27 protein-coding genes are annotated in these 26,315 nt (G+C 64.3%); 10 read left to right on the top strand and 17 right to left on the bottom strand.

All coding sequences use genetic code 11. The annotated features are described in order from the left end of the window. The 3 genes from NTZ26_00875 to NTZ26_00865 all read right to left on the bottom strand — a co-directional run. A partial coding sequence (locus NTZ26_00875; GenBank protein ID MCX6559041.1) for a hypothetical protein occupies positions 1 to 389 on the bottom strand: 389 nt, incomplete at its 3' end. A 153-nt stretch (positions 390 to 542) separates the two neighbouring features. Then, positions 543 to 698 carry a hypothetical protein gene (locus tag NTZ26_00870; protein MCX6559040.1) on the bottom strand — a complete coding sequence of 52 codons (156 nt, stop codon included), beginning with the start codon at positions 696 to 698 and terminating at the stop codon, positions 543 to 545. Positions 699 to 743: 45 nt separating this feature from the next. After that, entirely contained in the window at positions 744 to 1,658 is a 915-nt protein-coding gene (locus NTZ26_00865) for a phosphatase PAP2 family protein (protein MCX6559039.1), read from the bottom strand. A 144-nt stretch (positions 1,659 to 1,802) separates the two neighbouring features. Here NTZ26_00865 and NTZ26_00860 point away from each other — a divergent pair, with 144 nt between their 5' ends. Together NTZ26_00860 and NTZ26_00855 are read left to right on the top strand one after the other, a co-directional pair. After that, entirely contained in the window at positions 1,803 to 3,119 is a 1,317-nt protein-coding gene (locus tag NTZ26_00860; GenBank protein MCX6559038.1) for a glycosyltransferase family 9 protein, read from the top strand. Between the two features lie 88 nt (positions 3,120 to 3,207). Next, a complete protein-coding gene (locus tag NTZ26_00855; protein MCX6559037.1) occupies positions 3,208 to 5,631 on the top strand; it encodes a hypothetical protein in 2,424 nt (807 codons plus the stop codon). Between the two features lie 55 nt (positions 5,632 to 5,686). Here NTZ26_00855 and NTZ26_00850 read toward each other — a convergent pair whose 3' ends face one another. The 4 genes from NTZ26_00850 to NTZ26_00835 all read right to left on the bottom strand — a co-directional run bounded on the left by NTZ26_00850 (position 5,687) and on the right by NTZ26_00835 (position 9,323). Then, on the bottom strand, positions 5,687 to 5,908 hold the full coding sequence (locus tag NTZ26_00850; protein MCX6559036.1) for a BrnA antitoxin family protein: 222 nt from the start codon (positions 5,906 to 5,908) through the stop codon (positions 5,687 to 5,689). After that, complete coding sequence (locus tag NTZ26_00845) at positions 5,905 to 6,201, bottom strand: BrnT family toxin (protein MCX6559035.1); 297 nt, start codon at positions 6,199 to 6,201, stop codon at positions 5,905 to 5,907. Before NTZ26_00845 ends, NTZ26_00850 begins: the two co-directional genes overlap by 4 nt. Before the next feature lie 135 nt (positions 6,202 to 6,336). Beyond that, positions 6,337 to 7,797: a pitrilysin family protein gene (locus NTZ26_00840; protein MCX6559034.1), complete on the bottom strand. Its 1,461-nt coding sequence runs from the start codon at positions 7,795 to 7,797 to the stop codon at positions 6,337 to 6,339. 11 nt (positions 7,798 to 7,808) lie between these two features. Beyond that, positions 7,809 to 9,323 (bottom strand): pitrilysin family protein, encoded by a 1,515-nt coding sequence (locus NTZ26_00835; protein MCX6559033.1) that lies wholly within the window; start codon positions 9,321 to 9,323, stop codon positions 7,809 to 7,811. Positions 9,324 to 9,530: 207 nt separating this feature from the next. Here NTZ26_00835 and NTZ26_00830 point away from each other — a divergent pair, with 207 nt between their 5' ends. The 4 genes from NTZ26_00830 (at position 9,531) to NTZ26_00815 (ending at position 14,446) form a co-directional block, all read left to right on the top strand. Beyond that, positions 9,531 to 10,349 carry a hypothetical protein gene (locus NTZ26_00830; GenBank protein ID MCX6559032.1) on the top strand — a complete coding sequence of 273 codons (819 nt, stop codon included), beginning with the start codon at positions 9,531 to 9,533 and terminating at the stop codon, positions 10,347 to 10,349. A 65-nt stretch (positions 10,350 to 10,414) separates the two neighbouring features. After that, on the top strand, positions 10,415 to 10,546 hold the full coding sequence (locus NTZ26_00825; protein ID MCX6559031.1) for an FAD-dependent oxidoreductase: 132 nt from the start codon (positions 10,415 to 10,417) through the stop codon (positions 10,544 to 10,546). 348 nt (positions 10,547 to 10,894) lie between these two features. After that, complete coding sequence (locus tag NTZ26_00820; protein ID MCX6559030.1) at positions 10,895 to 12,217, top strand: hypothetical protein; 1,323 nt, start codon at positions 10,895 to 10,897, stop codon at positions 12,215 to 12,217. Positions 12,218 to 12,223: 6 nt separating this feature from the next. Then, positions 12,224 to 14,446: a PBP1A family penicillin-binding protein gene (locus NTZ26_00815; GenBank protein MCX6559029.1), complete on the top strand. Its 2,223-nt coding sequence runs from the start codon at positions 12,224 to 12,226 to the stop codon at positions 14,444 to 14,446. A 75-nt stretch (positions 14,447 to 14,521) separates the two neighbouring features. Here the strand turns inward: NTZ26_00815 and pstB are convergent, their stop codons facing one another. The 5 genes from pstB to NTZ26_00790 are packed head-to-tail and all read right to left on the bottom strand — an operon-like array spanning position 14,522 to position 18,657. Beyond that, positions 14,522 to 15,280, bottom strand: a complete 759-nt coding sequence (pstB, locus tag NTZ26_00810) for a phosphate ABC transporter ATP-binding protein PstB (protein MCX6559028.1) — start codon at positions 15,278 to 15,280, stop codon at positions 14,522 to 14,524. After that, complete coding sequence (locus tag NTZ26_00805; protein ID MCX6559027.1) at positions 15,277 to 16,044, bottom strand: phosphate ABC transporter ATP-binding protein; 768 nt, start codon at positions 16,042 to 16,044, stop codon at positions 15,277 to 15,279. Before NTZ26_00805 ends, pstB begins: the two co-directional genes overlap by 4 nt. Beyond that, a complete protein-coding gene (gene pstA / locus NTZ26_00800; protein ID MCX6559026.1) occupies positions 16,041 to 16,889 on the bottom strand; it encodes a phosphate ABC transporter permease PstA in 849 nt (282 codons plus the stop codon). Before pstA ends, NTZ26_00805 begins: the two co-directional genes overlap by 4 nt. After that, positions 16,886 to 17,764, bottom strand: a complete 879-nt coding sequence (pstC, locus tag NTZ26_00795; GenBank protein MCX6559025.1) for a phosphate ABC transporter permease subunit PstC — start codon at positions 17,762 to 17,764, stop codon at positions 16,886 to 16,888. The genes pstA and pstC overlap by 4 nt, the downstream gene beginning before the upstream one ends. After that, the gene (locus NTZ26_00790) at positions 17,761 to 18,657 is read right to left on the bottom strand and encodes a phosphate ABC transporter substrate-binding protein (protein ID MCX6559024.1); all 897 of its coding nucleotides are present in this window, start codon (positions 18,655 to 18,657) and stop codon (positions 17,761 to 17,763) included. Before NTZ26_00790 ends, pstC begins: the two co-directional genes overlap by 4 nt. A 192-nt stretch (positions 18,658 to 18,849) precedes the next feature. Here NTZ26_00790 and phoU point away from each other — a divergent pair, with 192 nt between their 5' ends. The 4 genes from phoU to NTZ26_00770 all read left to right on the top strand — a co-directional run bounded on the left by phoU (position 18,850) and on the right by NTZ26_00770 (position 21,828). Beyond that, positions 18,850 to 19,542, top strand: coding sequence for a phosphate signaling complex protein PhoU (gene phoU / locus NTZ26_00785; protein MCX6559023.1), 693 nt, complete (start codon positions 18,850 to 18,852; stop codon positions 19,540 to 19,542). Between the two features lie 158 nt (positions 19,543 to 19,700). Continuing rightward, positions 19,701 to 20,651, top strand: coding sequence for a hypothetical protein (locus tag NTZ26_00780; GenBank protein ID MCX6559022.1), 951 nt, complete (start codon positions 19,701 to 19,703; stop codon positions 20,649 to 20,651). Beyond that, complete coding sequence (locus tag NTZ26_00775; GenBank protein MCX6559021.1) at positions 20,648 to 21,124, top strand: hypothetical protein; 477 nt, start codon at positions 20,648 to 20,650, stop codon at positions 21,122 to 21,124. The genes NTZ26_00780 and NTZ26_00775 overlap by 4 nt, the downstream gene beginning before the upstream one ends. A 254-nt stretch (positions 21,125 to 21,378) precedes the next feature. Beyond that, complete coding sequence (locus tag NTZ26_00770; protein ID MCX6559020.1) at positions 21,379 to 21,828, top strand: ATP-binding protein; 450 nt, start codon at positions 21,379 to 21,381, stop codon at positions 21,826 to 21,828. Positions 21,829 to 22,047: 219 nt separating this feature from the next. Here NTZ26_00770 and NTZ26_00765 read toward each other — a convergent pair whose 3' ends face one another. The 5 genes from NTZ26_00765 to NTZ26_00745 form a co-directional block, all read right to left on the bottom strand. Beyond that, the gene (locus NTZ26_00765; protein MCX6559019.1) at positions 22,048 to 22,872 is read right to left on the bottom strand and encodes a hypothetical protein; all 825 of its coding nucleotides are present in this window, start codon (positions 22,870 to 22,872) and stop codon (positions 22,048 to 22,050) included. 16 nt (positions 22,873 to 22,888) lie between these two features. Continuing rightward, positions 22,889 to 23,698, bottom strand: coding sequence for a hypothetical protein (locus NTZ26_00760; protein MCX6559018.1), 810 nt, complete (start codon positions 23,696 to 23,698; stop codon positions 22,889 to 22,891). Beyond that, positions 23,695 to 25,035: a translocase gene (locus NTZ26_00755; protein ID MCX6559017.1), complete on the bottom strand. Its 1,341-nt coding sequence runs from the start codon at positions 25,033 to 25,035 to the stop codon at positions 23,695 to 23,697. Before NTZ26_00755 ends, NTZ26_00760 begins: the two co-directional genes overlap by 4 nt. Before the next feature lie 10 nt (positions 25,036 to 25,045). Further along, a complete protein-coding gene (locus tag NTZ26_00750; protein ID MCX6559016.1) occupies positions 25,046 to 25,852 on the bottom strand; it encodes a hypothetical protein in 807 nt (268 codons plus the stop codon). Next, positions 25,845 to 26,315: hypothetical protein (locus NTZ26_00745; protein MCX6559015.1), on the bottom strand; the 471-nt coding region annotated here is incomplete at its 5' end. The genes NTZ26_00750 and NTZ26_00745, both read right to left, overlap by 8 nt.

Genomic DNA, 26,315 nt, shown 5'->3' with positions numbered 1-26,315 from the left:
GGATGGGACTTGATGAATTTCGGCATCCAATCCCGCTCCATCGTTCCCCAGGTCACGGTGTAGGTCCGGGCCGTCTCGAATTCCGCCAGCTCCCGGCAGGAGACGACGGCGCCGTCGCCGGTCCGGGTCATGAGGACGCCTTTCGGATCGAGAGCCGCCGCTTCGCGGAACAAGGCCAGCGCCTCGTCGCGCTGGTGGCGTTCCTGGTGCTTGCGGCCGAGGAGGATGCGGACTTCTGGGTTCTTGGGCTCGGCCTGGATGCGCCGCCGGAGATCGCGGACCGTCAGCCGGCCGTCGACCGCGCTTTGGAGCCAAGCCATGAAGTCTTCGGCCGGCGGAAGATAGCCCGCTTTCCAGTCGCGCTCGACGCCGTCGGGGTCCAGGATCAAAACGAAGGGCGTGCTGCGGATTCGGTAGGTTCGGACGAGCCTCTCGCCCGCGATCTCGCCGCGGATGGCGCGAAACAGGACGAAATGGCTTTCGAAGAAGGACGCGTAGCGGGGATTGTCGTAAACCTGCTGACCCAGCAGGATGCAATTCCCTCAACCGGTTTCAGTGAAGAAATCAATCAGCAGAAGCTTTCCGTCGGCCTTGGCCCGGGCCAGCGCGTCTTCCACTGAGCCGGTTCGCCAAGTCAAGCCGGAGGCGGAGATCGCCAGACCGAGGATGAGAAGCAGGGATAAGGCTGTTTTATTCATCATATCCTCCCCGCCCAAAATATTAGTTGGGGAGGGGCGGGAAAGTCAACATGGGACGCGGCCGCTCCGGGCTTTCAGGAGCCGAGGCAGGAGGAAAAAAAGCGCGGCTCCCAGGACGATTCCCGCCAGCACGTCGGACAGATAATGGTAGCGGGCGTAGAACGCCGAGACATAGACCGAGACGATGATCGGGGCGATGACACAAAAGGTCGGCCGATGCGCCCGGGCCGTCGTCAGGAGCATGATCGTCGCCACGGTGCAATGCGGGCTGGGCAGGCTGGAGCCGATAGCCTGGAAGTGGGCCCGGATGTATTCCCCCATCCAGGTGAAGACATGGCCGCTCAAGGGGACTGTGAAGCGCTCCGGGATCCAATAGAACGGCCCGGCGACGGGAAAGAGGATGAAGCCCAGATCGCAGATCAGGTTGGCGACGGCCAGCTTGAACACCAGATCTTCCAAGTGGAGCTCGCCGCGCTTGAAGTAGAGGATGCCGCCGAGGATGGGGTAGAGGGGCAGATAAGCGACATAGGCGGCCATCAGCCATTCCGTCAGGCCCGGCGAGAAAAATTTCTGGATCCAGACCGTCGGCTGGACGCCGAAAAGCGCCTGCTCCAGGCTCAGGACGGCCGGGTCATTCCAATGCTTCGACAGGATCAGCTGAAAGGGCGTAACCAGGGGAAAAACATACGCGAACATCATCTGGAAGGAGAGCAGGCGGATCCAGAACTTGAGCCGGCGTCCGGAGACCCGCTGATGGAAATGGACCGCCGCCAGGTACACCAGCCCCACCGCCCCGTTCTCCAGGACCCGGATCCCGGCATTTTGTCCTCCGGCGCCGAACAGGACGGTCAGGACGGTGAAAAACAGGAGCGACGACATCAGGACGATATCGGCGGCCCGCAAGCCCAAGCCCAAAAACGGAAACTGGATGCCGAGCGGGGCGAGCGCGGCTTCGTCCATGGTTGTTTTAGATTTTATTGACGGGACCTGAGGAAAGCAAGCACGGTTGAAAGCGGGATCGTCCGCGGCCTATAATTGGGCCTCGAAATCAAATAAAAGGGCCGCCGCCGGGAGATGGGGCCTTTATGCGGTCCGAGCGAGGAGATGGCCTTCAGCGCGAATAACCGTCTTCAAAAAGCCTTCTTCGACGGCACTAGCCGGGTGACGGAAGCTTTCCCCGGCCTGGGAGCCGCCGCCATCGATGTGATCGGCCGTCTGTCGATCGGAAATCCCTGGCTTGCCGCATATGGCCGGCGTCGCAGCCGGCGGACCATCCGCGCCGTCCGGTCCTTCGATCGGTTTCTCGTGATCCCCGACATCCATATCGGGGATGCGGTCATGACCCAGGCGGCGCTGGTCGCCCTGCGGGACTTCTTCCCGCAGGCCCGGATCGATTACCTCGTCAACAAGACGGCCTTTCCCTTGATCGAAGGCCATCCCGATGCCACACGGGTCCTGCCGTTCTTCTCGGACGGCTCGTTCATATCCCGGCCCGATCTCGACGCTTTGCGCGGGCTCGTCCGCCGGGAGCGCTATGACCTCTGCGTGAATTTCGGCCCGTTCGTCAAGAACCGGGATATCGTTCCCGGCGGCGGGCGAATTCTCAACATCATGGATCGATCCCCCGACATGCTCCGAAACGAGAGGGACCCGCACAAGATCAATCATTTCATTTGGCAGTTTTATTGGTTCGTCCGGGAGCTCCTCTCCCTGCGCACTCCGATCCGGCGCCGAACGGACTTCCGGGGCGTGCGCTTGACGATCAAGGCGGCGGCGGTCGACCGGGCCCGGGCCTTTCTGGCTCGGGCCGGCTTGCCGGCCGGGCTCCCTCTCATCCTTTGCAATCCGGACGGTGCCTCCCCGTATACGCGGATTCACCCCCTCGCGTTCCGTGAGCTCTTGCGGAGCCTGGCCGGCCTCGAGGTCCGCGTTCTCATGAACAGCGGACACACAGTCGCCGGGATCGGCGAGCGGCTGCGCGACTCCCTCCCTCCGGGCCTTCGCCCGCGCGTGACGATCATCCCTCCCGACATGCCCGTCGACGCCTACGCGGCGATCATCGACCATTGCGATGCCTTCGTCTCCGGCGACACGGGGCCTCTCCATCTGGCCGCCGCCCGGCGATATTTGTTCGAGGGCGGCGCGCCATTCCGCAACCGCACCGCCGTTTTCTCCTGTTTCGGGGCCACTCCGGCCCGCATGTCGGGCTACGATTCCTTTCAGCCCGGGTTTCTGCCGGCCAACCAGGACGCCCCGTCCTGGAATACGACTGCCGCAAGCCCTTGCCGGAACATCAGCTGTGTGGACAAGCTCTTCAAGACGTGCCGAACGGTCCGATGCTTCGAACGATTCGACGTCGCCGGTCTGGTCGACCGAATCCGATCGTATTTGGCGGCGCGTGGGCCCTCACCCGGGTCTTGACGGATTCTCCCGGCCCCGCTAACGGATTTCCTTCCGAGAGCGTATATACGGCGAGTGGATTCATATTCGACCGACGGGGAGATTCAGGATGAAACGACGGCCTTTTCTCGTGCTTGCGGGCATCCTGGCCGCCGCCCTGGTTTCGGGCTCGCTCGGCGGGAATGCGAGCCTTTCCGCGCCGGCGGGATCATTTTACGCTCCCGCGAACCCGCCCTCCAGTCGGTATGTTATCGACGCGCGCGTCGATGTCGCCGCCGGCGCCGTGGAGGGGCGCGAAACCATCCGCCTCAAGAATACCGGGTGCGCATCCCTTGGGGTCGTCGCCTTCGATTGGGCGGTTGGCCCCCAGTCGACGCTCGAAGTCTCGGCCGGCGGCAGCCGGATCTTCCCTTCGGACGGATTATCCGAGTCTCCTCATGCGAGCCCGGTCATCGTTTCGCTTCCCCGGCCGCTGACCCCCGGCGCGGCGGTCGAGCTGGCCGTCTCCTTCAGTCGGCGGCCGGAGACCTCGAAGCCGCAGACCGAGTATACGGGCAGTGACTGGTATCCGCGGCTGTGGTGGGACGGGCTTGCGGGCCACGACGCCTATTCGGTGAAGATCGATGCACCCTCCGGAACCGCGGTGGCGGCCAGCGGGCGCCTCGATCCCAAGACCGGCCGCTACGAGGCCTCGGCCGCCCGGACGTTCGGGCTTTTCCTGGCGCCCGGGCTGAAGTCCGCGTCCCGCGAGGTGGACGGCATCCTGATTACCGCGTTTTTTACCGACAAGGGAGCCAAGGCCGCCGCCATCTGCCTGGAGACGGCGGCCGACGCGATCCATTTCTATAAAGAATGGCTGGGTTTCTATCCTTTTCCGGTCCTGAACATGATTCCCGGCGGGCCCGGCCGTTGGGGCGGCTACCCGGTCGCGACGGGCCTCGTCGCCATCCACGGCTTGGAAACGTACGTCGACGGCGAATCGCCCCGCCATTGGCAGCATATCACTTCGCACGAGATCGGGCACGAGTACTGGGGCGAGTGGATCCTGGACGCCGACACCCCTTCCTGGGTCTGGATCGCCATGGGCATCTTCGCCGATACCGAGTTCATGACCGTTCGCGGCTTCGATCCGGACCGGGCGGCCCAGTGGATCGGCAATTACGTCGACGCCATCCCGATGTACTACGACACGTTGCTGGATGCTCCGCCCGATCGAGAAGACGTCGTCCGTTTCGACTACAACAATACAGTCGTCCACAGCAAGGGGCCGGCCATGGTCTTTGCCCTTGAGGATGTCCTGGGGCGCGAGATCTTCCTGCGTGTTTACAAGCGGGTCCTGCGCGAATTTGGAGGCAAGCGCTTCGGCTGGCGCGACCTTCGGACGGTGGCCGAGGCGGAGAGCGGACGAAGCTTGGCTTGGTTCTTCGACGCCTGGGTGAGATCCAACCAATACCTCTGCTACGGCGTGGAAAAGGACGAGAGCCGGGCCGACGGGCGCGGCGGCTTCACGACCGATGTTCGCATCAAGCGCCTGGGGACGATGACCATGCCGATATCGGCCCGGGCCGCCTTCGAGGACGGTACGACCCAGACCGTGCGGGCCGACCGGATGCAGACCGTAACCGCGCTCACCCTGCATAGCCGGGCTCCTTTGCGCGATGTCGTCCTCGACCCTCAAAAGCGGCTGGCCCGGGTCGACGCGCCCGTCCCGCCCATCTCCAAGGCCGCGGCCGCGGCTTTGGCTTTCGGATGGGATGCGGACTCCGCCGCGGATGTCTACGCGGTCGTGAAAAGCGAGCCGATCCCGAACGCGGCGATCTGGCACCAGCTCGGGCTGGATCTCTATGGGAGCGGGCGCCTGGACGAGGCGGCCGCCTGTTTCGCCAAGGCCGACCGTCCGGAGGCTGAGCCGGTCTGGAGATTCGGAGCCCGGGCCTGGCTGGGCATTCTGAAGGACCTCCAGGGACGACGCGCGGAGGCCCTCGCTTTCTACAAGGCCGCCCTGGCCGTCGACCCCGGCCGGCCGCTTCGGCATGACCAGTTCAATCTGACCATGGATAAGTCCTGGCTGGAGGAGAGGCTGAAGACGCCGTATTCCCGGGACAGCGGGATCCGCTTGCCCGAGCAGCTGACGGCCGCCCAGCTCGTCGAGATCGTCGACGGCTTGAATTGGGAGAAAGAGGGCGAGACGCCTCGGCTCGTTTTCCGCAAGACGCCCGGCTTGAAGATCGAGGCTTCGGACTTCTGGTTCAAGCTGGGAGTGCTGCTCTATGACAGCCGTGCCGATCGTGAGAGCCTGGAGGCTTTTCGGAAAACGGCCGAGCTGGAAAAGACAGGGGTAACGGCCTTCGCTGCGCGCGCCTGGATCGGCCATATGAACGATCTGCTCGGGGACCGTCCGGCGGCTCTGGACGCCTACCGGGAGGCGTTGAAGATCGATCCCGGCACGGCCATGAGGCACAGCCAGTGGGGGATGACGATCGATCGGGCCTGGGTCGAGGCACGCCTGGCTTTCCCGTTCTCGCGGAAGTGATCAGGAGCCGGCTGCCGGTTCCGCATCCGCCTTTCGTTCGGTGCGGCTTCCGCCGCTAGGCGGATGCCTGTTTCCATTCCAAAGAGAGCTTCCGGCGGGACGCGGCGCAGTCGCGGAGATAGAGGTTGATCAGTGTTTGATAGGGAACGCCGATCTCTGCGGCCAGCTCTTTGAAGTATCTTATGGATTCCTCATCGAGGCGGATCGTCACCGGTATCTTGAGCATTCCGGCATACGGGTTCTTGGCGGCTTTCGAAAAATCGTATTGTTTTCTCATGTTCGGCACCTGTCCCAGTACTGTTTTTGCTCCGGGCGCGTGGCTTTGCGGGCGGAGATGATTCTGATTATGGCTTCGCCTGCCCGGTAACAATGGCAGACAACGAGTATTCTGGGCTTGAGGCTCATGCCCAGCAGAACGAATCGATCTTCGTCGGTTGAATGATCGGGATCGTGGGTCAACAAGGCGTTCTCATCTAAAAAGACGGTCCGGGCCTCCTCGAACGAGACGCCGTGTTTTCTCCGATTGGCCGTCTCTTTCTTGGGATCCCAAATAAAGGTCAGATTAGACATATTTACATTGTAAATATGTTGTCAGAGAGAGTCAAGGATGTTTCATGGCTCGGCGGATGAGGGACAAGAAAAAGCCCGCCGGGCTTACGAGCCCGGCGGGCGGGCGATACGCGGATAGACGGAAACGAATCCGGCCTACTTGACCGCTTCCCCCGTCATCGGGTCGATCAGGGTCACCCGGTGCAGCTTGCCCAATTTGTCCAGCGGGCCGGGCCACTTGTCGCCGCCCTTGTTGCACGGCTCGAAGTCGCCGACGATCATGACGACCGCCTTGTCCGGCTGGATGTACTTCTGGGCGACCTCCTGGACCTTGGCCTTGGTCACGGCCTGGATCTTGGCCCGGAAGGTCTTGTAGTAGTCCATGGGCTTGCCCGTCAGCTCCATGTTGGCGAAGTTCGACATGATCGACTGGGACATCTCGAACTGGCTGGAGAAGCTGTCGATGAAGTAGTTGACGGCCGTATCCATCTCGGCGTCCGTGACGGGCTCCTTCCGGATGCGGTTCATCTCGGCCAGGATCAGCGAAATCGCATACCCGACCGTTGACGACTTGGTCTGGACATAGCCCGAGAACGTGCCGGGGAAGCCCCAGCGGTAGGTGAACCGGCTGCCCTGGTTGTAGGACAAGCCCTCGTCCGAGCGGACCTTCATGGTGATCCGCGAAGTGAACGAGCCGCCGCCCAGGATGAAGTTCATCACCTGGACCGCGAAGTAGTCGGGGTTGGTGTCCTCGAGGCCTAAGTGGCCGATGTTGATGTAACCCTGGTTGATCGGCTTTTGGATGAAGTAAACCCCGGGCTCAGGAGCCGGGAAGGCCTTGCTCAACGTCGGGAACTTGACCGAGCTGTTCTTCCAACCGTCCGCCCGCTTGTCGATCTTGGCCTTGAGGTCGGCCTTGGCGAAGTCGCCGGAGGCAGCCAGGATGACGTTCTTGGGGAAGAAATACTGGGCGTGGACGGCCTTCAGGTCGGCGGCCGTGATCGATTCCAGGCTCTTCTTGGTCGGCTGCCAGGTCAGCGGGCCGTCGCCGTAGAGAACCTTTTCATACTCGCGGCTCAAAACTGAGCCCGGCTGGTCGTTGGCCTGGCGCAGGCCTTCGACCTGGCGGACCTTGGCTAGGGCCAGGGGCGCCTCGCGGAACTCGGGGTTCATCAGGACGTCGAAGAACAGGTCCAGCCCCTCGTCCAGGTCCTTGCTCAGGACGCTGAGGGTCAGGGTGGAGGTTCGGTCGGCGACGTTGAACGACAGCGAGCCGCCCAGGAAGTCGAGCCGCTCTTCGATGGCCGTGCCTTCGCGGGTCTTGGTGCCGCCCCTGATCAGGGTCTGGCTCATGATCGTCTCCAGGCCCTGCTTGTCCTTGGGCAGGTACAGGCCGCCGAAGTGGATGAGGGCTGAAACCGTGACGATCGGCAGGCCTCGGTCTTCCTTGACATAGCCGCGCAGGCCGTTGGCGAAGGCCATCTTGAAGGCCAGCGGGTCGGGGGGATTGAAGGTCAGCGGGGGATACTTGAGGTTGGATGGCTTTTGGGCCTGGCCCAGACCGAAGCCGGCCAGGACGAGTCCGAGGAGGACGAAGGCGGTCAGTGTTCTCTTCATGGTCATCCTCCTTACCGCTTCCGCCGATAAATGGCAGTTAGGCTGTTGTCCTTGACGAAGTACTTGGCGGCGACTCGCTTGATGTCCTCGTTGGTGACCTTCTTGAGGGCTTCGAGATCGGTCAGGATCGTGCGCCAGCCGCGGCGAAGCTCGGCCCGACCGACGCTGCCGGCCAGGCCGGAGGTGCTCTGCAGAGAGCGAATGAAGTTGGCCTCGGAGCGGTTCTTGGTCTTTTGGATCTCGTCGGCGGTGACGCCGTCCTTCTTGATCCGCTCGATCTCGGCCCAGATCTCCTTCTCCAAGTCTTCGGGTTGGACGTTTTTATCCAGCCGGGGCGAGGCGCTGAACTGGAAGGCGCCGACATAGAGCTGGGCCCGGCCGGAGGCCGAGGCGTTGACGGCCATCTGCTTCTCCTGGACCAGGAGCTTGGCCAGCCGGCCCATGCTGCCGCCGCCTCCGCCGCCGCGCATGCCGCCGCCTCCGCCGCCGGAGCCGAGGATGCTGCCCAGCACTTGGAGCGGGGCCGCGTCGGGGTGCCCGGCCGGGACGGAGTGGAACATCATCTGCAGGCTGGTCGGGGCCGGTCCCTCGCCATACATCCGCTTTTCGCTGTACTGGGGCGGCTCGGCCGTCCGGATGGGTTCCACGTCGGGGCCCTTGGGGATGCGGCCGAAATACTTCTCGGCCATCGGGATGAGGGTCTGGGGGTCGAAATCGCCGACGTAAATGGCGACGGCGTTGTTGGGCACGTAGTACTTGTTGTGGAATTCGGCCAGGTCGGCCTTGGTCATCTTCTTCAGGTCGTCCATCCAGCCGACGACGTCCCAGTGGTAGGGCGAGGCGGCGTAGAAGGCGGCGTTGACCTGTTCGCCGAAGAAGTAGCCGGGGCCGTTCTCGGACAGCCGCCGCTCTTCCATGATGACGTCCTTCTCGGAGTAGAACTCGCGCCAGACGGCGTTCATCATCCGGTCGGACTCCATCAACATCTGGAGCTCGATCTTGTTGGAGGGCAGGGTCACGTAGTAGCCGGTGTTCTCGTTGCCGGTCGAGGCGTTCAGGCCCGTGCCGCCGTTCTTCATGTAGTACGTCCACAAGTCGTCCTTGATGATGTACTGCTTTTCGTCGGTGATGAGCTTGTCGGCCTGCTTTTGGAGCTGGGCGATCTTGGCCGGGTCGCCGCCGTCGGTCCGCCAGTACTTCTCCCGGTAGATCTGATCCATGACGGCGTCGATCTGCCGGTCGATGGCGGCGTCCTTCTCGACATCGTTGACGCCCATCAGCTTGGTGCCTTTGAACATCATGTGCTCGTGGACGTGGGCGATGCCGGTGATGCCGGGCTTCTCGTTGATCGACCCGACATTGAAATAGATGTGGCAGACGACGCGGGGCACGCCGGGCTTGGGGATCATCAGGATCTTCATCCCGTTGCTCAGCACGTGCTCCTTGACGTCCAGGGTGATCTCGCCGGCCACCACGACGGCGGCCAGGAACATCACCGCGAGAGCGAGAGCCAGAGTGCGCTTCATGCGGTTGAACCTCCTCTGAAATTTGACCAAAATTCTCCATTATTTTGACGCGGTCGGCAGGAAATTCTTCCCAATTTTTGTCCCGCAAGATGTATCGTGGTTATTGCCGGCCGGCTTGACTTCGCCCTTGACTCACCCTATCCTCTGGGAGGAATCAAGCCCTTTGGCGCCGCGCCCTTTGGGGAACGGCCTGACAAGAGGTTGCCGATGAAAAAAAGACTCCTGTCCGCGATTTTGCCGCCCCTCATCGTCCTTAGCGCATCCCTGCCGGCTTTGGCCCAAGGGGGAGGCGAGGTCCTGACCAAGTTGGGCCTCAATCAGGCCGCGGCCCGGGAGGAGATCATCGGCGCTCTGACCTCGGGAACCGCCTTCAATGAAGCCGCGTTCAAAGCCTTCAAGGCGTTGGCGCCGGCGGCCCGGGCCTCCCTGGTTAAGGCCGGCCTGGCCTGGATCAAGGCCTACACGGCCACGGCCGAGTTCAAGACCGACTACGCCAAATACCGGGAAGAGCAAAAGCCGTCCCCGCCCGACGCCGTCCCGTCGGTCGACGAATTCCTCAAGAAGCAGCGCCTGGAAATGGAAAAACAGATCGCCGATATGCGCAAAGCCGCGGCCGGCATGGATGCCGCGACGCGCAAGGGCATGGAAGACGGCATCAAGCAGATGATGGCCCAGATCGAGGCCATGGAAAAGGACCCGGCCCAGAGGGCTCAATTGAAGGAGATGCTCGACGTTCAGCGGGCCCAGACCAAGGTGGACCAGGAGACGGCGTTGGCCGAATGGAACAAGCGCACGCCCGCCGATCCCAAGACCCTGATCGCGGATCGCATCCGCGAGTTCCTGGAGACGAGCGCCGACGTCGATTTCTCCGCCCCGCTGGTCAAAAAAGGCTCGCTGATGCGCTTTGCCAACGAAGCTTACGAATCCAAGCCGAATCAATGGAAGCTCTGCTTCCGGGCCGGCAAAGAGGCCGTTGAAGCGGCCCGCGCCTTCGCCGAAGCCTGGCTGGCCGAGCTGACGAAGTAGCGCCCGATCCGAGCCCCTCAGGCCATCGGCGGACTGCCTGAAGACGAATTCCCAGGAGAAGCCCAATGTCCGACAAAAAAGCTCTGGTCATCGGCGGCGGCATCGCCGGGCTGTGCACCGGCGTCTATTTGCGCCGGAGCGGATTCGACATCGAAATCCTGGAAAAACATTCCATCGCCGGAGGCCTGGCCACTTAAGGCGATCAGGGTCGAAAACGGCCGGGCCGCGGTTGGGGGGCAGAAGGAAGGGTGAGCGCGGAGACAAATTTTCACCCTTTCGTTCACCCTTGGGGGTGATTGCCGCCTCCTGGTGGACATGCCATTCTAGGCCCGCCGAAGGAAGTAAAGGCCCCTATGAGGAAGACGCGATCATGAAAAAATGGCCCGCGAACGAAGCCTATCCCCTGACCGCGGGGGGATTGACACGAAAAACGAGCGGACTTATATTTCGCCCGCATTTTGGAAGTTGCCGAAACCAGAATATATCCGGCGGAGAGGCTTCCGGGGGCATCTGTCCTTGCGCCGCGAAGCCAAAAGAGAGAGGCCATGAGTGAAGACAGGACCGTCTCTTCTCAAGAGGAATCCGGCCGATCCGAGGCTTTCCCCGAGCCTGAGGGCGTCCCCGAGGTTTTCCGCGACGGCGAACCCGCGGCCTCCCCCGAGCCGCCCGCCGCTCCTTCGGAGGAGAAATCCCCGGCCTTCGGCCCGCTCCCGTTCCTGCCCCCCGTTCCCGCTCTCGCCCAGCCCGGCGGTGCCTTCGAGGCGCCTCCGGTCGTCCTTCCTTCCGACGGCGAAGCGAACGATGTCTTTGAAAACATCGGACCGTTGCAGACGCCCGCCCGGCCCGAGCGGCCGGCCGACCTCCGCGGGCGGAGCGTCCTCGAAGGTCCGGTCGGCTTGGATATCGGGACGGCCCACATCGTCGTCGCCGTCAGCCGGGATAAGCAGGTCATGGCGTCCATTCAGAGAAATGCCTTCTACGCCATCCCGGCGACGCCCCTGACTCGGGACGCCTTCCAGAGGGACAAGATTCTGTATTTCGAGAAGGACTCCAAGGTCTACGTTCTCGGTCATTCGGCCGAGGACTTCGCCGGCATCTGCCGCGACGTCAGTCGGAGGCCGATCGAGAACGGCATGCTCAATGCCCGGGAGGACGACAGCGAGACGATCCTCAAGGCCATCATCAGCCGGATGGTCCGCCAGCCCAAAAAGAAGGGGGAGATCATCTGCTTCAGCGTTCCCGGCGAGGCCCTCGACCGGCCCGACTCCTCCCTGGCCTATCACGAGACCATCATCAAGGAGCACCTGGCGAGTCTGGGATACCGGCCTATGGCCGTGAACGAAGGCATGGCCGTGGTCTTGTCCGAGCTGGCTGGGAATAATTTTACCGGGCTCGGCATCAGCCTGGGGGCCGGCTTGTGCAACGTCTGTTTCTCTTATATGACGGTCCCGGTCGTCTCCTTCAGCGTGGTGAAGGGGGGCGACTTCATCGACACCATGGTCGCCCGATCGACCGGCGAGCCGATTTACGAGGTTCGCCGAATCAAGGAGCGGGAGCTCGACCTGGCCGCGCCTCCCCGGAACAAGATCGAAAGCGGCCTCCACGTCTATTACGACGACGTTTTCCTGAGCCTGATCCAAGGGCTCCAGCGGGTCTTGGGCTCCTCGGACAACATTCCCCGGCTGCCCAAGCCCGTGCCGATCGTCCTGGCCGGCGGCACTATCATGCCGCCCGGGGGACTGGCTCGCTTCCAGAAACACATGAAATCGGCCCGCCTGCCGTTCCGCGTTTCCGAGATCACTCAGGCCGCGCAGCCCCTCTTTGCCACCGTCAAGGGAGCCCTGATGACCGCCCGCCTCAACGGTTGATCGCGCATGCGCCGCCGCGTCGTCATTTTTTCGCCCCATCCGACGCGTGGCCCGATCCTGCTTCGGACCCTGGCCTCCGACCGCGTCGACGCCGTCCTGCATGACATGCTCTTCGAAGCGGAAGCCGCGATCGCCGCCCGCCCTCCCGACCTCGTCCTGATCGATGCCATGGCCTTTGCGCCCGAAATTTGGCGGCGATTCCAGCGGCTCTTGCGAACTTTGGAGCGGACCAAGATCCTGGTCCTTCTGAGCGCGCCGAACCCGGCCGTGGAGAGCCTATCCGCCGACCCTTCCGGCGCGATCGTCCTCGATCGGATCGATCCGGCCCTCATCCGGTCCCGCGTCGGCGCCGCTCTCCGGGAAGCCCGGATGCGGAATGCCCCCTGCTTCCTGGAGAGGGCCTGGCGTCGGCTGGCGGCGGCCTTGCCCCAGGTCGGGCGCAAGGCCGCGGCTGGGGTCGGAATCCTGGCCGTCCTGACTCTGGGGACGGCGGGGGGGTACGTTCTCTGGTGCGTCTCCACGCTCCCGTCCATCGATTGGATTCGAGAATACTCGGCCTTTGAATCGTCCCGGATGTACGCCGCGGATCGCTCCCTGCTGACCGAGTTTTTCGTCGAGCGGCGGACCGTCGTGCCGATCGAGAAAATTCCCGCCCAGGTCAGGCAAGCCTTCGTCGCCATCGAGGACATCCGCTTTTATTCCCACCGGGGCCTTGATTTCCGCCGCGTCGTCGGCGCAATCCTGGCCAACATCCGGCGGGGCGAGATCGTCCAGGGCGGCAGCACGATCACGCAGCAGCTGGTCAAGATGCTCCTGCTCAGGCCGGACCGGACGCTGACCCGCAAGATCAAGGAGATCGCCCTGGCCTGGCGCGTCGAAAAGCGGTTCAGCAAAGACGAGATTCTGGCCTTGTATCTCAATAAGGCCTATTTCGGGTCCCGGGCCTATGGCATCGAGGCCGCGGCCCAGGCCTACTTCGGCAAGACGACCGCCGCTCTCTCGATCGCGGATGCGGCCCTTCTGGCCGCCTTGCCCAAGGCCCCCTCCTATTACGGCGCCATGGTCCATCGCGACCAGCTTCGCGAGAGGCGGAACCTCATCTTGGACCGGATGCTCCTGCATGGGTTCATCACCCGGGCCCAGTTCGAGGAGGCGGCGGCCACCGACGTCCCGCGGACTCTGCAGGCGACGGACACCCAAGGCTCTTACTTCATCGATTATTGCCGAAGCGTTTTGGAGGCCCGGTATCGCGACCAGGTTTACACGTCGGGATTCCGGATTTTCACCACTCTGGACAAGAAGGCCCAGGATTTGGCCGAGAAGGCCGTGGCCGCCGGGCTGGATAGGCTCGCGGCCCGCTCCGCGGGCAGCGCTCAAGCCGCGCTGCTGGCGGTTGAGATCGACACGGGCCGAATCTTGGCCATGGTCGGAGGAAGAGATTTCCGGGAATCCCAGTTCAATCGGGCCACCCAGGCCCGCCGGCAGACCGGCTCCACCTTCAAGCCCTTCGTTTATGTGGCCGCGCTGCGCCAGGGTTTGAAGCCGTCCGACCCGATCATCGCTCCGATCGTCGATCCTCCGTCCGGGGAACCGGGCCGCGTGGCCGGGTCCCAGGAGCCGTCGGTTTCGCTGGAGGCGGCTTTGGCCTATTCCTTGAACGGTCCCACGATGGCCCTCTCCCGCCGCATCGGGTTGAGCAAGATTATCCGGACGGCCCACGAGCTGGGCGTCCGGAGCGTCATCCAACCCTTCCCCTCGACCGCCTTGGGCGCCTCCGAAGCGACCCTCATGGAGATGGTTATGGCCTACGCCGCGATGGCCAAGGGATACCGGGTGGAGCCCGTCTGCGTCGACCGGATCGTCGATCCCAAGAACACCTCCGTTTGGGAGCCCGAGCGCCGGAGGGACCGGGTCCTCGAGGACGGCGTCGTCGCCGGCATCCGGTCCATGCTCCGGTCGACGGTCCTGATCGGTACGGCTCGCGCCGCGAGCGGGCTGGACCGTCCGGTCTACGGCAAGACGGGGACGACCAACGACGTCGCCGACGCCTGGTTTATCGGGTTCGACGACCGCTTCGCCGTCGGCGTCTGGGTCGGCCGCGACGAGAGAGGGCCGCTCGGGCTGCAGGAGTCGGGGAGCACGGCGGCCCTGCCGATCTGGGTTGATTTCATGCGCGCCCTGGGCGGCTTTTCGGCCCCGGCTCCGCCGGCCGGCGGCGAGGGCCGCTGAGCCTTTCCCCCCGCTGCCAAGCCGAATCTGTCCTGTCGAGCCGAGGGCGGACCGATTCGGCCGGCCGCCTTGCGGTCAGCCGAAGCGGCCGGTGATGTAGTCTTCCGTCCGCTTGTCGCGCGGACGGGTGAAGATGTCGTTGGTCGTACCGAATTCGACCAGCTCGCCCAGGAGCATGAAGCCCGTCTCGTCCGAGACCCGGGCCGCCTGCTGCATGTTGTGGGTGACGATGACGATAGTGAAATCGGATTTCAGCCGATGCATCAGCTCTTCGACCTTCAAGGTGGACATCGGGTCGAGGGTCGAGCAGGGCTCGTCCATCAGCAGGACCTCGGACTGGACAGCCACCAGGCGGGCAATGCACAGCCGCTGCTTCTGCTCCAGGGACAGATCCAAGGCGCTCTTCTTCAGCCGGTCCTTGAGATCGGCCCACAGGCCGACGGCGGCCAGGCTATGCTCCACGATCCCTTCCAAGGCGCTGCCGCGAGCCAGGTTGTGAACCCGGGGACCGAAGGCGATGTTTTCGTAGACGCTGATCGGGAAGGGATTGGGCCGCTGGAAAACCATCCCGATCTTCTTGCGCAGAGCCGTCATCCCGGTCCCCGGGGCGTAAATATCTTTGCCGTCGACGAGGACCCGGCCTTCGACGCGGACCTCGTCGACGAGGTCGTTCATCCTATTGAGACAGCGCAGCAGGGTTGATTTTCCGCAGCCCGAGGAGCCGATAAGGGCCGTGATGGCTTTCTCGCGGATCGAGGCGGAAACGTCGATCAGGGCTTGGAAATCCCCGTACCAGAGGTTGAGACCCTCGATCCGGATCTTGGGGGCGATCATCCGAACCGCCCCACGATGTAATCCTCCGTCCGCTTGTCGCGGGGGGCGGTGAAAACGCGGTCGGTCGGCCCGATCTCGACCATCTCGCCCATCAGGAAGAAGGCCGTCCGGGTCCCGACCCGGGCCGCCTGCTTGGTATTGTTGGTGACCAGGACGATGGTGCGATTCTTCCGCAGCTCCAGCATCGACTCCTCGACCTTGGCCGTGGAGATGGGGTCCAGCCCCGAGCAGGGCTCGTCGAACAGGATGACCTCGGGGTTGAGGGCTAGGGATCGGGCGATGCAGAGGCGCTGCTGCTGGCCGCCCGATAGCTTCTGCCCCGGCATCCCGAGGCGGTCCTTGACCTCGTCCCAGAGGAAGGCGGCCCGCAGGCTGGCCTCGACCAAGCCATCCAACACCGCCTGCTCCCGTACTCCGGCCATGCGCGGCCCGTAGGTGACATTGTCCCGGATGGAGAGGGGCAGGGGCAGGGGCAAAGCGAAGATCATACCCACCCGCTGGCGGAGGGCCTCGGCCGAGAGGTCGCGGAAGATGTCCTTCCCGTCCAGGCGGATGAGGCCTTCGGTCTTGGCCGCCGCGTCGAGATCGGTCATCCGGTTAAGCGAGCGGAGAAATGAAGTCTTGCCCGAGTTGGACGGGCCGATGATGCTCAAGATCTCGTGCTCGCGGACGTCGAGCGTCAGCCGGTTTAGGGCCCGGACCTGGCCGTACCGGACGGTGAAGTCCCGCACTTCGATCTTGACCCGGCCTTCGGCGGCGCTCATTTCTTCTTCCGGTAGCGGGAGCGGATGACGGTGGCGGTGACGTTCATGATCAGCACCAGCCCGATCAGGACGAAGGCCGTGCCGTAGCGGTACTTCTCCGGGATGCCGGGGATCTGGGTGGTGATGACGTAGAGATGGTAGGGCAGGGCCATGGCCTGGTCGGAGAGCGACGTGGGCAGGTTGGGCAGGTAGAAGGCCGCCACCGTGAACAGGATCGGCGCGGTCTCGCCGGCCACCCGGCCGATGCTCAAGATGGCCCCGGTCAGGATGCCGGGCAGGGCGTGGGGCAGGACGGAATGGCGAACGGTCTGCCAGTGCGAAGCCCCCAGCGAGAAGCTGACTTCGCGGTAGGATTTGGGTACCGCCCGCAAGGCCTCCCGGGTCGTAGTGATGATGACGGGCAGGGTCATGATGCCCAAGGTCAGGGCGCCGGCGATGATCGAGACCCCGAAGCGCAGGAAGACTACGAAGAGACTCAGTCCGAACAGCCCGAAGACCACCGACGAGACGCCGGCCAGGTTGATGATGGCCAGGTTGATGGTCCGGGTCAGCCAATTGTCCTTGGCGTATTCGCTCAGGTAAATGGCGGCCATGACCCCGATCGGCAGGGCGAAGGCGATCGAGACGAGAACCAGGGTGGCCGTGCCGACGATGGCCGGGAGAATCCCCCCCGCCCGCATCCCGTCGCGGGGCATGGTGAAAAGAAACGACCAGGACAGGGCGCTCCAGCCTTTGGCCACGATCAGACCGACGAGGCCGAGGACCGGGACGACGACGATCAGGGTGGCCAGGAGCAGGACGCCGAACCCGAGCCGCTGCCGGAGGCTTTCGTCGCGCCGCGTCATCGTTTCCTCCCCCGGTTGAGGAGCAGATCGGCGGTCAGGTTGATGGCGAAGGAGATCAGGAACAGCACCACCCCGACGGCGAAGAGGGCCGAGTAATGCGGGCTGCCCTTGGCCGCCTCGCCCATCTCCGCCGCGATCGTGGCGGTCAGAGTGCGGACGGGCTCGAACAGGCTGTGGGGGATGACGGCGGCGTTGCCGGTGACCATCATCACGGCCATGGTTTCGCCAAAGACGCGCCCGATGCCGAGCATGGCCGCGGCGATGATCCCGGGCCAGGCGCCGTGGATGATCACCCGCCGCAGCGTCTGCCAATGGGTGGCGCCCAGGGCCAGAGCGCCCTCTTTGTACTCGCGCGGCACGGCGTTGATGGCGTCTTCGGAGATGGTGATGATCGTCGGCAGGGCCATGAAGGCCAGCATCAAGGAGCCGGCGAAGGCGGTCAGCCCCGTCGGCAAATGCAGGAAGTGCTTCAAAAACGGGACCAGGACGGTGATGCCCACGAAGCCGAGGACGACGGAGGGGATGGCGGCCAGGATCTCGATGCAGGACTTCAGCGCGCTCCGCAGGCGCTTGGGGGCGACCTCGGCGATGTAGAAGGCCGCCCCGATGCCCAGCGGCACGGCGATGACCACGGCCCCGGCCGTGACCAGAAGCGAGCCGAGGATGAGCGGCAGGACGCCGAGTCGGGGCGGGCTGGAAATCGGGTACCAGAACCGCCCGCCGAGGAAGCTCAGCAAGCCGGTCGATTTTAGGATCGAGACGCCCTCCCTCAAGAGGAAGACGAAGATCAGGGCGACGAACAAGATCGAGGCCAGGCCGCTCAGGAGAATGAGCTTCTCGATCGCGAATTCCTTGGCCCGGCGCAGACTTCTCATTTGACGGGCACGAAATCCGTGTCGCGGACGATCTGCTGGCCGGCCGGCGAATGGACGTAGTCCAGGAAATCCTTGACCGGCCCCGCCGGCTCGCCCCGGGAGAAGAGGTACAACGGCCGCGAGATCGGGTAGGAGTTGGCCCGCACCGTTTCGATGTTGGGCAGGACCGCCGGCGAGGCGGCGTCCTTGGCCACGGGCACGACCTTTTGGCGCGGGCTGATGTACCCCAGGCCGTAGTAGCCGACGGCGTTCTCGTTGTTGGCGGTCTCTTCGGCGATGGCGTAGGAGGACGGCATCATCAGAGCCCGCGGCGAAAACTCCTCGGGTCCCTTGCTCTTGCCCCGCCGCAGGACATGCTCCTTGAAGAAGATGTGGGTGCCGGAGTTGACCTCGCGCGACAGCAGGACGACCGGCCAGTCCGGGCCGCCCAGCATCCGCCAGCGGCCGATATCGCCCAGAAAAAGCTCCCGCAGCTCCTCCATGGTCAGCCGGCGGATGGGGTTGGAGGGATGGACGACGACGACGATGCCGTCCAGGGCCACGATATCCTCGTGGATGACGAAGCCTTTTTCCTGGGCCTGCTGGAGCTCCTTGGCCTCCAGGCCGCGGGAGGATTCGGCGATGTCGCAGGTGCCGTTGATGAGGGCGGCGATGCCTGTCCCCGATCCGCCGCCTGTCACGGACATGTTCAGGCCCGGGTGGAGCTTGGCGTAGGCCTCGGCCCAGGCTTGCCCCAGGTTGACCATCGTGTCCGAGCCCTTGATTTGGAGGGCCCGGGTCTTTTGATCCGCGCGATCCGATGTCGCGGCCCGGCAGGTCATCGTCGCTGCCAGACAAACGACGGCGGCCAAGGCCAGGCAGGCTTCGTGCCGGAAGAAGGATTTCGGGTTCATGGACGGCTCGACCCCATCATAAAAACGGCTCCGCGGACTGTCAAGACAAAACGCTCCGATTCATCGAATCTTCCCGGCTTCTTCACCGAATCTTCATATTGCGGGCCTACTCTGGCTCCGCGGGCCTGCCTCCGGGCCCGGGAGAATGACAACGGCCCCGGACTGTGCTAGAAAAGAGGGTAGGAGAGGACCATGGAACGCTTGTTCGACGAAGAGCTCAAGAATCTCAAAGAGATGCTCCTGCGCATGGCCGGTCTGGTCGAGGAAGCGATCGAGCTGGCCATCGAGGCCCTCAAGGATCAGAAGGAGGAGCCGGCCCGACAGGTTCTCTGCCACGAGACCGAAATCAACGGGCTGGACGTCGAGGTCGATGAGACCTGCCTGCGGCTGATGGCCCTGCGCCAGCCCATGGCCGGCGACCTGCGCTTCATCACCTCGGCCATGAAGATCACCAGCGAGCTCGAGCGCATGGGCGACCTGGCCGTCAACGTGGCCGAACAGGCCCTCATCCTGGTCAAGCTGCCTCCGCTCAAGCCGCTCATCGACATCCCCCGCATGGCCCGCATGGCCCAGGCCATGGTCCGCGACTCCATCAACGCCTTCATCAACCGCGACGAAGCCCTGGCTCGGAGCGTCTGCGAGCGCGACGACGGAGTCGACAACCTCGACGACCAGATCTTTCGCGAACTGCTGACCTATATGATGGAAGACCCGGCTTCGATCAAGCGGGCCGTGGCCCTGATCCTGGTCAGCCGCAACATCGAGCGCATGGCCGACCACGCCACCAACATCGGCGAGGACGTTATCTACTTGGTCAAGGGCAAGACGATCAAGCACCACGTGGACAAAAAACGCGACGCCGGCTGCGCCGGCGAGCCGGCCTGAAGGGCGAAAAAAAAGCTTGCATCGGCTTCCCGATCGGCTATAATGAGCCCAAGTTTTCTTGTGCCGGCTGGAGAAAACTTCATCCGATTATGAACATCATTTTTCCCTTTTCTGCTGTTAACAACAGCCGGCCTTCTCCCCTCTGAAAAAAGCCAGCGATGCCTCCGACCGGGCCGATCCTGTTCTTTCGTCCCGGCGGCCTGGGCGACCTTCTGGCGGCATGCCCCTCGATCCGCCTCGTGAGAGGCGCGTTCCCCGCCCGATCGGCTATGCTGGCCGCGTCGGGAGCGCCGGGGCGGCTGGCCGTGCGCGCCGGCTTGGCGGACGAGCTTCTGTCGGTCGACGACCCGAACCTGGCGGGGCTATTCTCGGCCGTCGGTGGGCCGGCCCTTCCGGCCGGGCGTTCCGGCGGCGTTCCGGATTCGCTCTGGGCCTTTTTCCTCAAGGAGCCGCCGCCGGAATTCCGGATGGCCGCGGCCCGTCTCTTCGGGCCGGAGGCCCGGATCATCGTCTACGAGCCGTCCTCCGGCCTCCCGATCGGCCGTTTCTTCTTCGAGCGCGCGGCCGCAACCTTCGGCGGCGTGGGCGGCGATGCTGCCTTTGACAGCCTGGCCAGGTTGGCGGATCTCGGGCCTCCGCCGTTTCCCCTGCCGGCCGCTCCGTTCGCCGTCATCCACCCGGGCAGCGGAAGCGCCCGCAAGAACTGGCCGCTCGAAAGATTTCTGGCCGCGGCGGCGCACCTCGGCGGCCGCGGCGTGGGCGGGTTTCTCGTCACCGGTCCCGCGGAAGCCGAAGGCTCGGCCGGCCAAGCCTCGCCCCGCCTCCCGACCGACTGGCTCGTGCTCCGCGAGCCGCCGCTCCACGAACTGGCCGGACTGCTGGCCCGCTGCGGCGTCTATCTCGGCAACGACTCGGGCGTGACCCATCTCGCCGCGACGGCGGGGGCTCCGGTGCTGGCTCTCTTTCGCGACGAAAATCTGCCGGCCTGGCAACCCGCCGGCCGGACGACGGTTCTTCACGCCCCGGAGCCGTCCGGGATCTCCTGGGCGGACGTCCGGGCGGCCCTGGCTCGATTTCCGGCCCCGTCCGCGCTACAATACCGGCCGTGAACAAGCCCGATTGGAAGGACGAGATTCGCGCCTGCTTCGACGACCTGCGGATCCTCGAAAGATGCCGGGCCGAGGTGGACGAGCAGTTCGCCTATTTCTCGGACTCCATCGTCGAGCCCGCCTTTGCCGGCGTGGCCGAAGAGATGAAGTCCCACCGCGTCCGTTGCCGCTTCTGGCGGACAAGAGACAAGGCCCTGCATTTCCAAGCCGATTTTCCCGGGGGGCGCGAATCGCAGTTCGAATACATTCTGTCCGTGCCCCGCAAGGCCGTCGAGCTGACCCTGACGCTGACCGTCCGCGGCCGCCCCTCTCCCGACGGCGAGATTCAGGAAAAATCATTCCCCTTTCTGACCCGGACGCCGGCCGCCGAGATTTTAAAGATGGATAAAGACGACCTGGCTCACGACATTGTGGCCCGGTACAAGCGCTACGTGACGGAGTCGGCGATCGATATATCGGGCCTCCGGGGCTGATTTAGTCGAGGCGAGGGTGGGGCGTTTTTCTGGGATCATCTCCCATCTCCGGGAAATGAACGCGGATGGGGGTATCGGCCAACGGCGAAATCGCGAGGCCGACGCCGCCGGGCCGATACCCCTGGCCGCGTTCCCCGGAGACGGGAGATGAACCTTTTTCTTCCGGTTGGATTGACCCGGCCCCTTTCTGTTACAATCCAAGGCGCAAGCCGTTTCCGGGCGGTCCCGGAGCGAGGGATAGGGAGAATGCCTCGATGACGCGGGACGACCGGTCGGACCAAAGCCGCCGCACCCTGACGATCGGCGCCCGGCTGGCGGAGATCGATAAAGCCCGGGCCTTCCTGCGCGAATTCCTGACCCAGTTCCTTCTGAACGAGGAGGAATTTTTCAAGCTCGAGCTGGCCCTGGTCGAAATCTGCGTCAACATCAGCCGCTACGCCTATTCCGGCAAGGACGGGACGATCGTCGTGACCCTCTGGACGCGGCCCGGCTTTTGCATCGAGATCCGGGATTCGGGCCGGCCGTTCGACCCCCGCCTCGTGCCGCCGCCGGACCTGGACAATCTCGTGGCCTCCGGCCGGCGGGGAGGCCTGGGCGTTTATCTGGCTCGAACCCTGGTCGAGGAGTTCAGCTATCGTCGCGAGGGCGGGGAAAACGTCGTCACCCTCTCCCATTGCCTGACGCTGTCGCCCTCGGTTCGGTAGCGTCCAGTCTCCTGTAGACGCCGGACACTTTTTTTGTCGTTGCGAGCGTTTCGCGCGGCGAGGCTTCGTCGTCCTCGAAGCGACGAGCGCAAGCCTGTCGTCGCGAGGGCAACCTTTCTAGATCCCCACGCCGACGCCTCGTCGTCCTCGTCCCGACCGCGAGCTTCGCGTGTCGTTACGAGGGCCCGCCGCAGCGGGGCTCGGGATGACAAGCATCATTCAGTACAGAACCGCTTCTTCCCCGTTGAGCTTGATCAGCCGATCCACCTCCGCCAGGATGAGATCCCGGCGCTTCAGCAGGGCTTCGATCTCGGCCTCGTCCAGGTATTCGCCGACGGCTGCCCGGACCGATTCCGCCGTCAGCCCCTTGATCTTCTCAACCAGGGCCCGGGGCAGCTCCTTCATCGGTTTGGGCCCCTCGCGGTGCTTTTCGGTGTAGATCAGCGCATCGGTGAACTTCTTGCTCGTCCGGAAAGAGCGGGAGTGGTCGATCAGGTAGATCCGCCAATCGTCCCGGATGAGAATGTTGTTGCCGTGCCGGTCCTCGTTGGCGATCAGATTGTCGAAGGCCCGCTGCAGGTAGGTGGCCCGGTTCCAGGCCAGGACGTAGCGGGGCGGGACGGGGACCTTCTTCTCGTTTTTGGTATTGAGCGACATCTTGTTGGCGACCCAGAGCTGGAGCGAGCCGCGGACTTCGCGGTAGCGGCGCTCGATCGTCACCGGGACCATGTCCAGCCCGATCAGGCGGTCGATCTTATAGGCGGCGATCTCGTAGCGCCAGCGATCCGGCCGGCCCTGCTCGGTCTTGTCGATGTCCTTCCACAGGCCGAAGCTCTGGGTTCCGTCCTTCTCCAGGGTCAGCTTAAAGGGCTTGGTCAGAGCGGCCGATCCCCCGAGCTGCTCGGCCGCCTTGATCTCGGCGTTAGTCAGCAGCTCTTCGGCTGCCTTGTCCCCGGCCGGATCCACGGACTGGAGCGCCGCGGGTCCCGCGCCGAGAACCAGGGCGACGGCCGCCGCCGCGAAAACAACGATGGTCCGCTTCATTTTCCCCCTCCTTGAATCAGTACAAAATCTTGGCTTCGCCGTCGCGACGGATCATAGCGTCAATCTCCGTGAGCAGCTTTCCGGCTCGCTCCATGACCGCTTCCATCTCAGCCTGGGTGAGGGTGGAGGCCGCGGCCGCCCGCACCGCCGCCAAGTCGAGCTTGCGGACGCCGTCCACGAAGGCCCGCGGCAGCCGCCGGAACAGGGCCGGCCGCCGGCCGCCCGCGCCGTCGTCCATCATCTTGATCCCATCGGCCCCGTAGATCAGCCGCTCCCGGTGGGCCTTGTCGGACAGGAAGGCGCGGGAGTGATCGATCAGCAGGGTCCGCCAGTCGTCGGTATAGAGGACGTTCTGCTGGGTTCGGTCATTGTTGGCGATCAAGCAGTCCCAGGCCCGGGTCAGATATTTGGCGTCGTCGATCCGGGCGACCGCCTCCTTGGGGACGGCGATGTTGTCCTCCACGACCTTGAGCAGGCTGTAGCGGTTTTCCGCCCAAAGCGACAGCGCGCCCGGCCGGCCTTGAAAGACCCGTTCCACGGCGGGCGGGATCATGCCCAGCCCGACCCGCTTGTCCAGCTCGTAAGCCGCGATCTCGCCGTGCCAGTGGTCGGGAAATCCGTCGACCTTGGTGTCGATCGACTTCCAGACGCCTTTGGCCTCGACCCCGTCTTTTTCGGAGCGGACGATCTCCGCCGTCCGTAGGAAATCCTCCCAGCGGGCCCGCTGGGCGATCTCGTCCGGCCGGAATTGCGCCCCGAGCGCCGGGACGGCCAGGAGGACCGCCGCCGCCAGACAAGCTCCCCGAATGCGCCGGCTTCGCTTCATGCCTTCCCTCCCTCGGCCGCCGCGCCCTTGCGGTACTCGCGGGCGATCAGGATGGCCAGGGCGATCCAGATGAGAATCGCGGCCAAGTTGACGATGGCCAGCCCCTCGATCTTCATGGCCAGCCAGGTCGTCCCGACGAAGACGGCCAGCGCGGAGAGGGTGTCCCCCGCGCGCTGGAAGAATGTGTCGATGGCCGCCTTGGCCTTGTATTTCTCCTCTCGCGAGGTCCGCAGGAAAAGGGCCGCCTTGGTCGTGTTCATCAAGGAATAATCGGTCCCGTTTTCGGCCGCCTTGATCCATTTGAGGACGATGAGAGAGGCGCCCAGCGCGGTATAGCCGTAGCCCCCCAGGACGAACATCGGCAGGACGAGCAGGGCGCCCCCGATCCCGATCCAGCGGAAAATCCGGGAGACGAGGAAGAGCTGGATGAGGATCGTCAGCAGAGCGGCCAGCGATTGGTAATCGGCGAAGGCTCGCCCGATATAGGCTTCCAGGGACAGCCCGCCGGCCGTCCCGGCCGCGATGGCCCGTTCGGCCGTCTTCGTCTGGAGGGCGCTGAACATGTACTCGCCGTTGGCGTTGATGAAATTGTAGACGCCGATCAGCAAGGCGATATAAAGGAGATAACGCTTGCGGAAGATGAGCTGGAAGCCGCCGCCGGCCTTGAGGGGCCTCTCCGCCTCGCAAGGCTCGCCGCCCGGCTCGCGGCATGCGGCGTCCTGCCGAACCTCGCGGCGATGAATGGCCAGGGCCAAGAAGATGCAGACGCCCAACAGGGCGGCGACCACGAGCATCATGTTGAACGAGCCGAGCGGGGCGAACAGCCGCTTGGCCAGCTTGCCGCCCAGGAAGGCGCCCAGGTTTCCGCCCAGGGCGATGAGCGGGAAGAGGCGCTTGCCCGCGGACTCGCCGTAAAGATCGTTGGCGAAGCACCAGAATTGGGCCACCACCATCAGGTTGAAGATTCCGACCCAGAGGAAAAAGGCGATGCTCATCGCCCCCTTGGACAGTCCGGCCAGATGAAGGGCGTAGAAGAGGACGAGGTTGGAGATGAAAACGAGCGTCACCCAGGTGATCAGGGCGTGGCGCGGGACCCTGGACGCCAAACGACTGAAGCCCTTGATGACGAAGATGATCAGGACGGCCTGTACCGCTCCGAGGTAGCTCTTGGTCCGGGGGTCCTGACCGGTCAGGATCAGCGCCTCTCGGATCGGTTTCAGGATGTAGTAAGCGAAAAGCAGGACGAAGATGTTGAGCCCCAACAGGAAGGCCTTGGCCCCTTCGCCGGGCCGGATGTCCCAGTTCAGCCGCAACAGGCGATAGACCGGATTCTTCACGGCGGCGTCCTTAGTCGGGCCCGGGGGAGTAGAGAACGGCCGCCTCGCCGCGGGATTTGATGAGCTCCATCAGGCCGGCGACGATCTGCCGCTTGCGCCCGCAAAGGGCCTCGATCTCGTCGTCGCTGAGCCACGCCTTGAGACTCTTCTTGGTCGACGTCGGGTCCATCCGCAGCATGCGCTCGTAGAGGCTTCGCGGGCACCTCTCGATCGAACAGTCCTCGGACAAGGTCGGACGGGGCGGGAAGGCCTCGGCGAAATCGACCCGGCAGGCTTTCCAGGTGTCGGGATGGATGTAGGTGTCGTCCTTGTTGCCGCAGCTGTCGCCGGACAGGGCCTCCAACAGGCGCACCGTGTCCAGGCTGTTGCGGAGGGCCTGGGGGTCGGGCGGCCGGCTGCCGGCCCGGGCGAAATCGCGCTCGGAGACGCAGCCTTCGATGAAGAGCTGGAGGGCGCCCGCGACACCCTCGACCGTCCGCTCGACGGTGGGGGGGACGATTTCGAGCTCCAGGACCTTGCTCAACTCGTAGGCGGCCAGCTCGTACCGGTAGTTGTGGGCCTGGGGATGCGGCCGCGCGCGGTAGCCGTACTTGAAAATGGCTCGGGCCCGTACGCCGTCCTTCTCCAAGGCCACGACCCAGGGCAAGGTCCGCCCCCCCTGGGTGTCCTTCTCCACGCTCACGATCGAAGCTTCGCGGAGAAATCGTTCGAGTGATCCGGCCGTCTTCAGGCTCGCCGTTTGGGCGAGTGCGAAACCCGCCATTCCCAAGACCGCCGCCGCGGCCCAGCCCGCCGCTTTCCGCTCCCGTTCAGCCATCGTTTTTCCCCCAGACGCGATATGTCCCGTTCTCGATGATCAGGGCTCCGGTTCGTCCGCCGATGCTGTCCCAGATGCCCGTGTCGATCGTCCAGACTTTGCCGCCGAAGCGGCTCATCCGCTCGGGCTCGAGCGTCCGCGAGCCGCCCGTGGGCGTGTGGGCGATGACCAGGGACTTGGCCTTGATCATGGTCAGGATCGCGTCGAGCTCCCGCTCCATCACGTCCTCGGACTTGAGGGCCAGATCCCGGTACCAGAGAGGCCCCTGGCCGTCGAAGAGGACCCGCGTGGCCCGCGGGACTCCGCCGACAAAAGAGAGCAGCTCACCTTGGACCGTCTCATTGATGCGATCGAACGGCCAGGCCGCGTAGCGGTCGCTCAAGCCGCCGTGGACGAAGACCGTGTCGTTGATCCGGATGATGGTGTCGTGCAGGGCGATCCAGCGGCCGTATTCGCGCCGCAG

The sequence above is a fragment of the Candidatus Aminicenantes bacterium genome (genome assembly GCA_026393855.1).
In the GTDB taxonomy this organism is placed as follows: Bacteria; Acidobacteriota; Aminicenantia; order Aminicenantales; family UBA4085; genus UBA4085.
This window is presented reverse-complemented; position numbering and strand designations above follow the sequence as displayed.

Bases quoted from the DNA above. Each gene is read 5' to 3' on its own strand.
- NTZ26_00870 (MCX6559040.1), bottom strand. From the start codon at position 698: ATGAATAAAACAGCCTTATCCCTGCTTCTCATCCTCGGTCTGGCGATC.
- NTZ26_00865 (MCX6559039.1), bottom strand. From the start codon at position 1,658: ATGGACGAAGCCGCGCTCGCCCCGCTCGGCATCCAGTTTCCGTTTTTG.
- NTZ26_00860 (MCX6559038.1), top strand. From the start codon at position 1,803: ATGGCCTTCAGCGCGAATAACCGTCTTCAAAAAGCCTTCTTCGACGGC.
- NTZ26_00855 (MCX6559037.1), top strand. From the start codon at position 3,208: ATGAAACGACGGCCTTTTCTCGTGCTTGCGGGCATCCTGGCCGCCGCC.
- NTZ26_00850 (MCX6559036.1), bottom strand. From the start codon at position 5,908: ATGAGAAAACAATACGATTTTTCGAAAGCCGCCAAGAACCCGTATGCC.
- NTZ26_00845 (MCX6559035.1), bottom strand. From the start codon at position 6,201: ATGTCTAATCTGACCTTTATTTGGGATCCCAAGAAAGAGACGGCCAAT.
- NTZ26_00840 (MCX6559034.1), bottom strand. From the start codon at position 7,797: ATGAAGAGAACACTGACCGCCTTCGTCCTCCTCGGACTCGTCCTGGCC.
- NTZ26_00835 (MCX6559033.1), bottom strand. From the start codon at position 9,323: ATGAAGCGCACTCTGGCTCTCGCTCTCGCGGTGATGTTCCTGGCCGCC.
- NTZ26_00830 (MCX6559032.1), top strand. From the start codon at position 9,531: ATGAAAAAAAGACTCCTGTCCGCGATTTTGCCGCCCCTCATCGTCCTT.
- NTZ26_00825 (MCX6559031.1), top strand. From the start codon at position 10,415: ATGTCCGACAAAAAAGCTCTGGTCATCGGCGGCGGCATCGCCGGGCTG.
- NTZ26_00820 (MCX6559030.1), top strand. From the start codon at position 10,895: ATGAGTGAAGACAGGACCGTCTCTTCTCAAGAGGAATCCGGCCGATCC.
- NTZ26_00815 (MCX6559029.1), top strand. From the start codon at position 12,224: ATGCGCCGCCGCGTCGTCATTTTTTCGCCCCATCCGACGCGTGGCCCG.
- pstB (MCX6559028.1), bottom strand. From the start codon at position 15,280: ATGATCGCCCCCAAGATCCGGATCGAGGGTCTCAACCTCTGGTACGGG.
- NTZ26_00805 (MCX6559027.1), bottom strand. From the start codon at position 16,044: ATGAGCGCCGCCGAAGGCCGGGTCAAGATCGAAGTGCGGGACTTCACC.
- pstA (MCX6559026.1), bottom strand. From the start codon at position 16,889: ATGACGCGGCGCGACGAAAGCCTCCGGCAGCGGCTCGGGTTCGGCGTC.
- pstC (MCX6559025.1), bottom strand. From the start codon at position 17,764: ATGAGAAGTCTGCGCCGGGCCAAGGAATTCGCGATCGAGAAGCTCATT.
- NTZ26_00790 (MCX6559024.1), bottom strand. From the start codon at position 18,657: ATGAACCCGAAATCCTTCTTCCGGCACGAAGCCTGCCTGGCCTTGGCC.
- phoU (MCX6559023.1), top strand. From the start codon at position 18,850: ATGGAACGCTTGTTCGACGAAGAGCTCAAGAATCTCAAAGAGATGCTC.
- NTZ26_00780 (MCX6559022.1), top strand. From the start codon at position 19,701: ATGCCTCCGACCGGGCCGATCCTGTTCTTTCGTCCCGGCGGCCTGGGC.
- NTZ26_00770 (MCX6559020.1), top strand. From the start codon at position 21,379: ATGACGCGGGACGACCGGTCGGACCAAAGCCGCCGCACCCTGACGATC.
- NTZ26_00765 (MCX6559019.1), bottom strand. From the start codon at position 22,872: ATGAAGCGGACCATCGTTGTTTTCGCGGCGGCGGCCGTCGCCCTGGTT.
- NTZ26_00760 (MCX6559018.1), bottom strand. From the start codon at position 23,698: ATGAAGCGAAGCCGGCGCATTCGGGGAGCTTGTCTGGCGGCGGCGGTC.
- NTZ26_00750 (MCX6559016.1), bottom strand. From the start codon at position 25,852: ATGGCTGAACGGGAGCGGAAAGCGGCGGGCTGGGCCGCGGCGGCGGTC.